The organism is Nocardia sp. GP40 (assembly GCF_050434125.1).
GTDB classification, from domain to species: domain Bacteria; phylum Actinomycetota; class Actinomycetes; order Mycobacteriales; family Mycobacteriaceae; genus Nocardia; species Nocardia albiluteola.
The window spans coordinates 573998-586328 of record NZ_JBNPVW010000004.1; the positions used below are offsets into that span (position 1 = coordinate 573998).

General features: G+C 69.0%; 11 protein-coding genes. 8 read left to right on the forward strand and 3 right to left on the reverse strand.

The features are described 5' to 3' along the window. Positions 1 to 9 precede the first annotated feature (9 nt). Positions 10 to 774 carry an IclR family transcriptional regulator gene (locus ABH933_RS15805; RefSeq protein ID WP_429425284.1) on the reverse strand — a complete coding sequence of 255 codons (765 nt, stop codon included), beginning with the start codon at positions 772 to 774 and terminating at the stop codon, positions 10 to 12. 255 nt (positions 775 to 1029) lie between these two features. Between ABH933_RS15805 and ABH933_RS15810 the strand changes: the two genes are divergently transcribed. The 6 genes from ABH933_RS15810 to ABH933_RS15835 all read left to right on the forward strand — a co-directional run bounded on the left by ABH933_RS15810 (position 1030) and on the right by ABH933_RS15835 (position 7540). Then, on the forward strand, positions 1030 to 1866 hold the full coding sequence (locus ABH933_RS15810) for an MIP/aquaporin family protein (protein ID WP_429425281.1): 837 nt from the start codon (positions 1030 to 1032) through the stop codon (positions 1864 to 1866). A 91-nt stretch (positions 1867 to 1957) separates the two neighbouring features. Beyond that, positions 1958 to 3478 (forward strand): glycerol kinase GlpK, encoded by a 1521-nt coding sequence (gene glpK, locus ABH933_RS15815; protein WP_215922707.1) that lies wholly within the window; start codon positions 1958 to 1960, stop codon positions 3476 to 3478. Positions 3479 to 3579: 101 nt separating this feature from the next. Then, complete coding sequence (locus ABH933_RS15820) at positions 3580 to 5253, forward strand: glycerol-3-phosphate dehydrogenase/oxidase (protein ID WP_429425279.1); 1674 nt, start codon at positions 3580 to 3582, stop codon at positions 5251 to 5253. Between the two features lie 326 nt (positions 5254 to 5579). Continuing rightward, positions 5580 to 6398: a hypothetical protein gene (locus ABH933_RS15825; protein WP_429425619.1), complete on the forward strand. Its 819-nt coding sequence runs from the start codon at positions 5580 to 5582 to the stop codon at positions 6396 to 6398. A gap of 18 nt (positions 6399 to 6416) precedes the next feature. Next, positions 6417 to 6947 (forward strand): DUF6286 domain-containing protein, encoded by a 531-nt coding sequence (locus ABH933_RS15830; RefSeq protein ID WP_429425277.1) that lies wholly within the window; start codon positions 6417 to 6419, stop codon positions 6945 to 6947. Further along, entirely contained in the window at positions 6944 to 7540 is a 597-nt protein-coding gene (locus ABH933_RS15835) for an alkaline shock response membrane anchor protein AmaP (RefSeq protein WP_429425276.1), read from the forward strand. Before ABH933_RS15830 ends, ABH933_RS15835 begins: the two co-directional genes overlap by 4 nt. A 182-nt stretch (positions 7541 to 7722) precedes the next feature. Here ABH933_RS15835 and ABH933_RS15840 read toward each other — a convergent pair whose 3' ends face one another. Next, entirely contained in the window at positions 7723 to 9021 is a 1299-nt protein-coding gene (locus tag ABH933_RS15840) for a D-arabinono-1,4-lactone oxidase (protein ID WP_429425274.1), read from the reverse strand. 46 nt (positions 9022 to 9067) lie between these two features. After that, a complete protein-coding gene (locus ABH933_RS15845; protein WP_215922712.1) occupies positions 9068 to 9742 on the reverse strand; it encodes a TetR/AcrR family transcriptional regulator in 675 nt (224 codons plus the stop codon). Positions 9743 to 9856: 114 nt separating this feature from the next. On the opposite strand from ABH933_RS15845, the gene ABH933_RS15850 reads away from it, so the two are divergent. Further along, positions 9857 to 11374, forward strand: coding sequence for an MFS transporter (locus ABH933_RS15850; protein WP_429425271.1), 1518 nt, complete (start codon positions 9857 to 9859; stop codon positions 11372 to 11374). 507 nt (positions 11375 to 11881) lie between these two features. Beyond that, positions 11882 to 12280: a DUF190 domain-containing protein gene (locus tag ABH933_RS15855; RefSeq protein WP_429425269.1), complete on the forward strand. Its 399-nt coding sequence runs from the start codon at positions 11882 to 11884 to the stop codon at positions 12278 to 12280. Positions 12281 to 12331 lie beyond the last annotated feature (51 nt).

The following is a 12331-nucleotide window of genomic DNA, read 5'->3' on the forward strand; positions in this document are numbered from 1 at the left end:
GTGAAACTCTCAATGTCCCGCTGCGAGATCCCGTGAGATGGCGGTAGCGGTGTCGCGCACCAGGGTGACCAGGCTCGGTCGGTGCCGCAGCCCGGCGCCGCAGAGCCGGTCCACGGGCCCGGCGATGCCGATGGCGCCGATGACCAGGCCGCCGCGGGCGCGGATGGGCGCGGCGATGCCGGCCTCGCCGGTGCGGAATTCCTCGACCTCACCGGCCCAGCCGTTGCGCCGCACCTCGGTCAGCGTCCTGGTGAGCGCGGCGCGGTCGATCACCGTGCGATGGGTGAGGGAGGGCAGGCTGCTGTGGCGGACCGTGGCGGCCAGGTCGGGCTCGGACGCGAGCAGGACCTTGCCCAGCGCGGTGGCGTGCTGCGGCAGCCGCTCGCCGACCTGCAGGGCCTGCTCGGAGTTGTCCGGCCGGAAGACGTGGTGTACGACCAGGACCTCGCCCTCGAGGGTGGTGCCCACCCGGACGGCCTCGCCGCTGCGCGAGGCCAGCGAATCGGCCCAGTTGATCGCCCAGGACCGCAGCTCGTTGGCGTCGATCGCGTCCGCGCCGAGCCGGCGGACCGCCGCGCCCAGCCGGTACTTGCCGGTGGCGGCGTCCTGCTCGACGAAGCCGACGCCCTGCAGGGTGCGCAGGATGCCGTGCGCGGTGGGTTTGGCGAGATCGAGGGCGGCGGCGATGTCTCCGACGCCGAGGCGGCCGGAGCCGTGGGCGAGCAGCCGCAGCACGGCCGCCGCCCGTTCGATCGACTGGATCGGACCGGGCATGGAGCGAACCTATCTGGAAAAATTTCATTCGACAATGTCGAACGGCACACGATCTCCTGCCGACCGCCCCGAAGTGGGTGTGACCTGCGACATAGTGACCTCCCGACCGGTCGGACACTAGCGGCGCGGGTCAGGCCCGGCCAGTCCCGGCGTTCGGCATTGTCGAACGCCCGGGATTCCCGGATGGCCGGGAGATTCATACCGTTTGTCGATACGGCCGCAGCGGCGGCCGGTGGCTCTCACGGAGGCTCAACGGTGAACTTCGGGACAATCTTCGTCAGCGAGATGTTCGGGACAGGACTTCTGATCCTGCTCGGCGCGGGTGTCGTGGCGAACGTGCTCTTGACCAAATCAAAGGGATTCGACGGCGGCTGGCTGCTGATCAACTTCGGCTGGGGACTGGCTGTCTTCGCCGGGGTCTACGCGGCCTACAAGACCGGCGCCCACCTCAATCCGGCGGTGACCGTCGGCATCGCGTTCAGCGGTGCGAAGGTGTACGCGCCCGGCATCGCGATCACGGTCGGCAATACCATCGCCTATCTGGCCGGGCAGATGATCGGCGCCTTCCTGGGCGCCTGCGTCGCCTACCTGGCCTACAAACGGCACTTCGACGAGGAACCCGATGCGGGCAAGAAGCTCGCGGTTTTCTCCACGGGTCCCGAGATCCGTTCCTACGGATGGAATTTCGTCACCGAGGTGATCGCCACCTTCGTCCTGGTCTTCGTGGTGCTGGCGTTCGGGCACACGCCCACCGGCCTGGGTCCGGCCGCGGTGGCCCTGCTGGTGGTCGGCATCGGCGCCTCGCTGGGCGGCCCCACCGGATACGCCATCAACCCGGCCCGCGACCTGGGTCCGCGCATCGCGCACGCGGTGCTGCCGATGAAGTTCACCGGTACCGTCGCGCCGGAACGGGTTCCCGAGACGGTCAGCGTCGGCCCGGATGGTCACGCGGTGCAGGAGCGCCCCGTCGGCACGGCCGCGCCCGCGCAGCCGCAGCGCAAGAACTCCGACTGGTCCTATGCCTGGGTTCCCGTGCTCGGGCCGCTGGTCGGCGGCGCGCTGGCGGGCCTGATCGCGCATCTTGTGCTGTGATCGTGCATCTCCCTCACAATCTTCTGCATAAAACGAGTGGGCCACCAGCTGTAACACTGCCCACCAGACTTTTTCCCGAAAGGACCCAACGATGAGTCAGTTCGTCGGAGCCATCGATCAGGGCACCACGAGCACCCGCTTCATGGTGTTCGACCACGGCGGTAACGAGATCGCGCGCCATCAGCTCGAGCACGAGCAGATCCTGCCGCGGGCGGGCTGGGTCGAGCACAACCCCACCGAGATCTGGGAGCGTACCCGCGCGGTCATCGAGTCCACGCTCACCAAGGCGAATCTGACGGCCGCGGACCTGGCCGCGGTCGGGGTCACCAATCAGCGCGAGACCACCGTGGTGTGGAACCGGCGCACCGGCCGGCCGTACTGCAACGCGATCGTGTGGCAGGACACCCGCACGGACCGCATCGCCGCCGACCTCGAGCGCAACGGGCACGGTGACACCATCCGCCGCAAGGCCGGGCTGCCGCCGGCGACCTACTTCTCCGGCGGCAAGCTGCGCTGGATCCTGGACAACGTCCCGGGCGTCGCCGAGGATGCCGAGCGCGGCGAGGCACTGTTCGGCACCACGGACACGTGGCTGATCTGGAACCTCACCGGCGGTATCGACGGCGGCAAGCATCTGACCGACCCCACCAATGCCAGCCGGACCATGCTGATGGATCTGGAAACCCTGCAGTGGGATCCGGAACTGTTGTCCATCTTCGGAATTCCGCTCGCGATGCTGCCCGAGATCGTCCCGTCCTCGAATCCCGAACTGTTCGGCAAGACCCGCGCGGACGGCCCCTTCCACGGCGAGGTGCCGCTGGCTGGTGTGCTCGGCGATCAGCAGGCCGCGACGGTGGGGCAGGTGTGCTTCCGGCCCGGCGAGGCCAAGAACACCTACGGCACAGGCAATTTCCTGCTGCTGAACACCGGCGAGGAGGTGGTGCGCTCCCAGCACGGGCTGCTCACCACGGTGGCCTACCAGTTCGGCGATGCGAAACCGGTGTACGCGCTGGAGGGTTCCATCGCGGTGACCGGCTCGGCGGTGCAGTGGCTGCGCGATCAGCTCGGCATCATTTCCGGTGCGGCACAGAGCGAATCGCTGGCCGCGCAGGTGGAGGACAACGGTGGGGTGTACTTCGTGCCCGCCTTCTCCGGGCTGTTCGCGCCCTACTGGCGCTCGGATGCGCGCGGGGCGATCGTCGGGCTGTCGCGCTTCAGCACCAATGCGCATCTGGCGCGGGCCACGCTCGAATCCATCTGCTACCAGACCCGCGACGTGGTGGCGGCCATGCAGGCCGACTCGGGCGTCGAGCTCGATGTGCTGCGGGTGGACGGCGGCGTCACCGCCAACGAGCTGTGCATGCAGATCCAGGCCGATTTCCTCGGGGTGCCGGTCTCGCGGCCGGTCGTCGCGGAGACCACGGCGCTGGGCGCGGCCTACGCCGCGGGCCTGGCGGTCGGGTTCTGGAAGAGCACCGAGGAGCTCGAGCAGAACTGGCAGGAGGGTAAGCGCTGGGAGCCCGCGTTGGATGAACAGCAGCGCGAGCGCGGGTACGCCCGCTGGAAGAAGGCGGTGGAACGCACCCTGGACTGGATCGACGTCGACGACTGATTGCCCGGGGCCGTGGCGCGCACCTGGCGGGCGCGCCGCGGCCTCGATCGGGCACCGGTGACGCCAAGGAACGAAACACTCGAACAAGGAGATATACCGCTGTGCCCGCAAATCTGAACCCCGCCTACCGCGCCGACGCCCTCGCCTCGCTCGGCGGGCAGGAGTTCGACGTGCTCGTCATCGGTGGCGGCGTGGTCGGCGCCGGAGCCGCCCTCGACGCCGCCTCCCGAGGCCTGACCACGCTGCTGGTGGAGGCCCGGGACTTCGCCGCCGGAACCTCCAGCCGCTCCAGCAAACTCATTCACGGCGGTCTGCGCTATCTCGAGCAGCTGGACTTCGCGCTCGTGCGGGAGGCGCTCAAGGAGCGCGGTCTGCTGTTGAACCGGCTCGCGCCGCATCTGGTGCATCCCGTGTCGTTTCTGTTTCCGCTGCAACATCATTGGGAACGGCCGTACATCGGCGCGGGCGTCGCGCTCTACGACACCCTGGGCGGGGCGCGGGCGCTGCCCATGCATCGGCACCTGAGTCGTTCGCGCGCACTGGAATTGGCGCCCGCGCTGCGCAGCGACGCGATGGTGGGCGCGATCCGCTACTTCGATGCCCAGGTCGACGACGCCCGCCACACCATGACGCTGGCGCGCACCGCCGCCCGGCACGGCGCCACGGTGCTGACCAGGTCCAAGGTGACGGGCCTGCTGCGGGACGGCGAACGGGTGGTGGGAGCGCGGGTCACCGATCGGGAGACCGGGCGCGAGTACGAGGTCCGGGCGCGGCGGGTGATCAGCGCGACCGGCGTGTGGACCGATGAGATGAACGCCATGACGGGCGTGGATTTCCCGTTCCACGTGCGCATGTCCAAGGGCGTGCACATCCTGGTGCCGCGGGATCGGCTGGACCTGGGCACCGGGCTGATCATGAAGACCGAGAAGAGCGTGCTGTTCGTGATTCCGTGGCAGGAACACTGGATCGTCGGCACCACCGACACCGACTGGTCGCTGGACAAGAATCATCCGGTCGCCAGCGCCGCGGACGTGCAGTACATCCTCGATCACGTGAATTCGCTGCTGCGTGAGCCGCTTTCGGCGCAGGATATCGTCGGAACCTACGCGGGGCTGCGGCCGCTGCTGTCGGGCGCGTCGTCCGATACCTCCAAGCTCTCGCGTGAACACGCTGTGGCCGAACCGGTTCCGGGGCTGTTCGTGATCGCGGGCGGCAAGTACACCACGTACCGCGTGATGGCCGCCGACGTCGTCGATGCCGCCGTCGCCGGGTTCGGGCGCGGGGTGGCGCCGTCGGTCACCGAGAAGCTGCCGATCCTGGGCGCGGCCGGATACCACGAGCTGCTCGCCGATATCGACAGCGTCGCGCAGCGGGCGGGCTTGTCGGTCGCCGCGGCCACCCATCTGGTGTCCCGCTACGGCTCCCTGGCCACCGAACTGTTCACGCTCATCGACGCCGACCCCGAGCTCGGCATGCCGCTGCCGGGCACCGAGTACCTGGGCGTGGAGGCGGTATACGCCGCCACGCACGAGGGCGCGCTGCACCTGGACGACATCCTGACCCGCCGCACCCGCATCTCCATCGAGGTGCCCGACCGCGGCCTTGCCGCGGCCGCGGTGGCGGCGGACCTGGTCGCCGGGCCGCTGGGCTGGGACGATGCTACGAAGGCGGCCGAGCTGGCCCGTTACCGGGATCGCGTCGAGGCCGAATTGAAGGCCAACACCGCCGCGGACGACGCCTCGGCGAACGCCGCGCGCCTGGTCGCTCCCTGCTGACACGCATCCATCCATCCGTCCGTCGCCTCCGGCATTATTCGGCTGAAATCGCTTGGTGCACAGGGATATCAGCCGAGGCGAGCGGTGGCAACGACGGCGCGCCTCGGAGCTGGCGGGCGGATGGTGAGCCGGGCCGAGAGGGTGTCCGGCTCATCGGGTTGCCTACGACGGTGTGCAGCGTGAACTAGAATGGTTTGCGAACTGTTAGCTGATGCGCCGATCGGGGAATCTCGAGGGGGTGGAGTCGTGAGCGCAGCGAAGCGGAGTGAACCATCAACACAGCGCGCCTTGCGCACGACGGAGCCGAGCGCTAGCGAGGTGGAGTCGTGAGCGCAGCGATCGTGGCCTGGTACGCCGGATCGGTGCTGGCGTACGTCGTCGGCTATCTGATGCTGACCTTCTTCGGTGACGGCCGCTGGCGCTGGCTGGCGCTGCACGGCCGCGCCGACAAGGCCGCGGAGATGATCGAGAAATTCCTGCACGTGCTGGTCGAACCGCAGGAACTCGTCGAGGCGGCGGGGGACGAACCTGTGGTCAGCGGGTCGCTGCTGGAGCTGTTTCCCACCCACATTCGCGCGACCGCGGTGGGCCTGGCCACTTCGGTCAGCCGCATCGGCGCGGCGCTGGGCGCCTACCTGCTGCCCTGGTCGCTCGACCATCTGGGCCGGTTGAGGCGGCTCCGCAGGCCACGCCCGGCGCGTGTCATCGAATTATCCGGTTCCATCGGTTATCGTCTGGCTACTGCCGGGGGAGTTGTGCTTGAACCGCATACCGAATCCGGAGGTAGTGATGACGAGCACGGCGACCCCCTCGACGCGCCAGGTGCGCAACGCCAGGCCTGCTGCCGCGTATACGGCATTTCCGGGGGTGGATTCGGACGTCGCGCGGCAATCGGACTCGGTCCTCGATGCCGACGGCGTGTGCGCGATCGTTTCCGCGGCCGCCCGCGAGATCACCGGGGTGGATACCGAGGTGCGGGTGCGGGCCGCGCTCGATCGAGGAGCGGCGGTGTTGCGCGTGCAGGTGCCGGTCCGATATCCGATGCCGATCTGGCAGGTGACCACCGCATGCCGGGCCCATGTGCTGGAGCGGATGCGGCAGCGGTGCGGTATCGCGGTGCGGCGCTTGGATATCGAGGTGATTGAGCTGACGGAGCCGGCCCGGTGAGGCGGCGCCCTCGACGTGCGATACCCGCCGCCCTGCTGGCGCTGGCGCTCCTTGCGATATGCGTCGCGGTCGTGTGGTCGCTGGTCCAGCGGCTCATCGGCGCACGGGAATTCATCTCCTACCACCGCGTCGCGGCCGGCCTGCACACCATCGGCTGGGACGATCGGCAGGTGCTGATCGCGGGCGCCGCTACGGCGCTGGCCGGACTGGTGCTGCTGGCCCTGGCGGTGCTGCCGGGGCGCGCGGTGGTGGTGCCGCTGACCGGTGCGGAGGACTTCGCCGCGGGCGTGGACCGCCGCGGCCTGCGCGGCGCACTGCGGGATGCGGCGCAGTCGGTGGAGGGCGTGCGATCGGCACGAGTACGCCTGCGCCGCAATCGGATCCGGGTGACAGCTCGGACAGGATACGCGCACACCGCGAGCCTGGCCGAGGCGGTGAGCGCGGCGGTCGAGGAGCGGATCGGCCGGATCGGCGCGTACCCGGCGTCGCGGGTGTCCACCCGGCTGCGCGCGGCGGGCGTGCGGTGACCTCGGCCAATCGCCCGGCCCGGCTGAATCGGGCGCTGCTGGCGACGTTCGGACTCCTGCTGGCGTGCGTCGGTGGGCTCCTGCTGGCGGCGCACTTCGGCCGCCTGGACTGGGTCGACGCCCGGGCGGCCGTCGTACCGGCCCGGCCCGCGCCCCCGGCCTGGGTGCTGTGGACGGTCGTGGCGTGCGCGGGACTGGCGGGCCTGGGCTGTCTGCGCTGGCTGATCGCGCAGCTGCCCCGCACCCCGCGGACCGTCCGATGGCGTGCTCGCGCAACGGATTCCGGCGATTCCACGACGCTGGACACCGCAACCGCCTGTGCGCCGGTCGCCGCCGATATCGGGGCCTACGAAGGCGTTCGCTCGGCCACGGCCCGGCTGTCGGGCACGAGCGGCGGACCCGGCCTGCATCTGGTGGTGACGGCGGCCCCCGACGCCGACGTCGCCGCCCTGCGCGACCGGATCCGCACGCATGCGGTTCCGCGCCTGTGCCAGGCGCTCGAGCTCGAAACCCTCCCGGTGCGTATGGAATTGCGTCTGACAACTGGTCGATCCCGTTGGCGCCTGCGCCGAACTGGCAGGCCGACAGCGTAATTCGGCCGATTCGCGCAAGCGTGCCGAAGCCAGATCACGTGATCGCCGAGTTCGGTGCTCGTCGGCGTGGGGGTCTGCGTGGTTGGGGCGGGTCTTTTGCATGACCCGTTGTGCGCCAGTCGATTCCAGCGTATACACCGATCGTTTCGGAACCAGTGGTCGGCCCGAACCGCGGGTGGCGATCAGCCGATCGGCCCCAGCACCCGGTCGGCATATGGATTGCTGAAGCGGCCCTTGGGATCCAGGCGGCGGCGGACCTCCTGGAAGCGGTCCCAGTCGGGGTAGAGCTCGCGCAGGGTGCCGGCGGTCTGATAGTGCCGCTTACCCCAGTGCGGGCGGCCGTGGTAGCGGTTGAAGACCGCCTCGCAGGCGCGGAAGTACGGCTCGAATTCCATTCCGCTGTACTGGTGTACGGCGATATAGCAGGTCTCGCGGCCGCCGGCGGGGGAGAGGAATGCGTCGTCGGGCGCGACGAAGCGGACCTCGGTGGGCATCGGTGTTGCGAACCGGGTGCCGATCTCCTTGATCTCCCGGATGGCCTCGGCCGCATGTTCGCGCGGCAGGGCATATTCCATCTCGGTAAAGCGAAACAGCCTGGGCGAGGCGAAGACTCGATAGGAGCGGTCGACCTGACGGCGGTAGGATCCGGCGTAGGCGGCCCCGCGCTGCACCCACGGAATCAGCTGCGGCCGACGGCGGCACAGCCGGGCCAGCGCGTCGAAGGTGTAGTTCGAGACCAGGATGTCGGAGAACCAGTCCGCGGCCTTGCCGCGCGGCTGCGCGGGCAGCTCCGTGCGATTGTTCCGCTTGGTCATCGCGATCGGGCTGTGCGCGAACATGTAGAACTCGAAATGCTCGTTGCCGTCGGCATATTCGTCGAGATCGGCGAGCACGTCGGCGAGCGGCAGCGGTCGCTCGATACCCTCCAGCACGAATGCGGGCACCAATTGCAGCGTCACGGCCGTAACCACGCCGAGCGCGCCCACGTTCACCCGCGCCGCGCGCCAGCCCTCGGGATCGCTGTCCTGGCTGAGTTCGACCCGGCTGCCGTCGGCGAGCATCAGTTCCACCGAATGCAGTGCGGCGGAGATGTTCTGGAGCCGGGCGCCGGTGCCGTGGGTGCCGGTGGCGGTGGCTCCGGCGATCGTCTGCACGTCGATGTCCCCGAGATTCGGGAAGGCCAGGCCCAGGGGATGCAGGGCGTTGCTGAGCGCGTTGAGGGTGGCGCCCGCCTCGGCTCGCACCAGGCCCGAGGCCCGGTCGACGTGCAGGATTCGGTCCATCCTCGACAGCTGCAGCAGCGTGCCGTCGGTCAGCACGGCGTCGGTGAAGGAGTGCCCCGAGCCTGCGACGCGGACGGTGTGCCCGGCGGCCTCGGCCCGCTCGAGCAGCTGGGCCACCTCGTCGGCGGACTCGGGTGCGGCGATCACGGCCGGGGTGCAGCGCTGCTCGCCCGCCCAGTTCACCCACGAATTGGTCATGCGTCCAACTTTAGGGGATGAGTGTGATGATCGCTACTCGGTACTGCTACTTCCGCCGCTCCCCGAAGCAGGCGGCCTTGGCGCGGTCGATCTCCTCGTCGGTGAACGGCGAGACCGTCAGCGGCTGGCGCGGCATGCAGTCCGCGCGGATGCCGTCCAGCACGATCGCCATATAGCGCCGCCAGATCTCCGGATTCACCGACCGTGCGAAGGAGGCCACCGATTCCACCATGTTGACCATCGCGAAGAAATCCGAGGCCGCGATGCCCTCGCGCAGGGCGCCCGCGGTGCGCGCGCGGTCGATCAGGTGCTCGATCGCCGGCTTGATGCGCTCCCGGACGGACACGAAACGCTCCATGGCATCGGGTATTTCGAGCATCACCTCGCCGAAGCCGCGATTGACCGCCATGTGCTGGCAGGAGTATTCGAAGACCGCCGTCAGTGCCGCCCAGGGGTCCGGGTTGTCGTTGGCCACCTCGACAGCCTCGGCCATCTCCGATACATGGCGATCGAAGACCTCCGCGATCAGCTCCTGCTTGTTCGCGAACCGCCGGTAGACCGTGCCCACGCCGACGCCCGCCGCCTCGGCCACGTCGTCGAGGGTGACGTCGAGCCCGCGCTCAGCGAAAAGGGAGCGCGCGGCATCGAGGATGCGCTGCTGATTGCGGGCGGCGTCGGCGCGCAGGCGCCGCGGCGGCGAGGCGGTAGTGGCGGGGTTCACATCGTCATATTAGCAAGATTCGGGATTAAGTGGAGACAGCATCTCCGTTATTGTGATAGCTTTCATGAGAAGCGGAGGAGCTGCCTCCGCATACGGCATCCGACAGGGGAAATCATGACCACCTCGTTAGATCTGAACCAGGAGCGGGTGAAAACCGCGTCCCATCGCAAGAACGACGATCAGGGCCGTCGTGGTTCCCACGCCCTGCGCTGGTGGGTGCTCGCCGTGCTCGGCGTGGCGCAGCTGATGGTCATACTCGACGCGACCGTGGTGAACATCGCGCTCCCCGCCGCGCAGCGGGATCTGGGCTTCTCGAACGCCGATCGGCAGTGGGTCGTCACCGGATACGCCCTCGCCTTCGGCAGCCTGCTGCTGCTCGGCGGTCGCCTGAGTGACCTGTTCGGCCGGCGCACCACCTTCATCGTCGGCCTGGTCGGCTTCGCCGCGGCCTCCGCGATCGGCGGCGCGGCAACCGGATTCGACATGCTCGTGGCGGCCCGCGTCGCCCAGGGCGCCTTCGCCGCGCTGCTGGCGCCGGCCGCGCTCTCGCTGCTCACGGTGACCTTCACCGAACCGTCCGAGCGGGCCAAGGCCTTCGGCATCTTCGGCGCGGTCGCCGGTGCCGGCGGTGCGCTGGGCCTGCTGCTGGGCGGCGCACTCACCGAGTGGGCGAACTGGCGCTGGGTGATGTATGTCAACCTGATCTTCGCGGCCATCGCGCTGGTCGGCGCGATGATGCTGCTGGCCAAGCATGTCGCCACCGAGCGGCCCAAGCTCGACATCCCGGGCACCCTGGTCGTCACCGCGGCCCTGTTCGGCATCGTCTACGGCTTCTCGAACGCCGAGCAGCACGGCTGGGGCAACGGGTTGACGCTGGCGTTCCTGATCGGCGGCGTCGCGCTGCTGGGCGTGTTCGCATGGCTCGAGGCGCGGGTGGCCAATCCGCTACTGCCCCTGCGGATCGTGCTGGACCGCACTCGCGGCGGCGCCTACCTGACCATCTTCGTGATGGGCATCGGGATGTTCGCGATCTTCCTGTTCCTCACCTACTACATGCAGCTGACCCTGCACTACTCGCCGATCGTGACCGGTGTCGCGTTCCTGCCGATGGTGGCCGCGATGATCGCCTCCTCGACGACGGTGCCCTCGCTGCTGCTGCCGAAGATCGGGCCGAAACTCGTTGTCAGCGGCGGCTTCCTGATCGCCGCCCTGGGCATGGCCTGGCTGACGCAGATCGGTCTGCACACCGGCTACGCCACGCACATCCTGCCGCCGCTGATCCTGCTGGGCCTGGGCCTGGGTGGCGCGATGTCGACCGCGTTCCAGAGCGCGACCGCCGGCGTGCACCACGACGACGCGGGCATCGCCTCGGCGATGGTCAACACCAGCCAGCAGGTCGGTGGTTCGATCGGCACCGCGCTGCTGAGCACGATCGCGGCCTCGGCGGCCACGGATTACCTCTCGAACCATCGGCCCACCCCGGTGGCCGTGGCGCAGTCGCTGATCGAGAGCTACACCACCAGCTTCTGGTGGGCCGCAGGGATCTTCCTGGCCGGCGCCGCCATCATGCTGGCCCTGCTGCCGAACACCGCCCCGGCTCCGGCCGAGGGTGAGCCGGTGCTCGTGCACTGATCAACCGAATTCCCCACCCGGACAACGCCGTCCACAAGCGCCGCCCGCCTGCTGACAGCAGGCGGGCGGCGTCGTTCGTGCGCGCGATTGCGGGTGTCGGATCCCCGGACCGCCCCGGATCGATCGACGGCACATATGCGTCGAGATGGGAGGTTTCGGATCCTGCGGGGTGCCGCGTGGCATGCTCAGGCAAATGATCGGCTAGTTCGTCGGGCGTAGTTATTACAGCAGTTCGAATCCCGCGGATCCGGCTGCCGCGCTGAACGACCAGGATGATCGCGACAGCGCTCCGATTGCATCGGCACCGGTGAGCGTTCGGATTCGCCCGCACCGATCGGGGCCGGATCGCTGACAGTTAGCATGATCCGATGATGATCGGACAGCGGTAGGAGGTTTCCGCGTGGTTCGGCGCCGCTGTTGGGTAACCCCCGGGAAGAACGGTGGTGGCGCTCGCGAGGGTGAAGGCACGATGGACGGCACGAGGGGTAGTGCGAGGGATGGTGCGATGTGACACAGAGTGAACCGGTCGTGGAGATCGTGACGGAAGCCGATGCCTGGCAGCCCGATCCGCGCTGGCGTCCGGCCGCGCGCCTGACGGTGCTGCTGGGTGAGGACGACCATTGGCAGCGCAGGCCCCGCTACCACGAAATCGTGCGGCGTGCCCGCGACGCCGGCCTGGCGGGGGCCAGCGTGTGGCGCGGCATGGAGGGTTACGGCGTCACCTCGCGCATCCACACCACCCGGCTGCTGGACCTGGCGGAGAACCTGCCGATCATGGTGATGATCGTCGACGACGCCGAACTACTGCGCGAATTCGTCTCCGGCAACGCCGAACTGTTCGATACGGGCACCGTGGCGCTGTCCGCGGTGCAGGTCTGGAGTTCTGGCGCCGGGAGCCGCCCGTGACGGCGGACGGTGCCGAGCCTGCCCCCCTGGAAATAGGGTCTCGGGCCGATC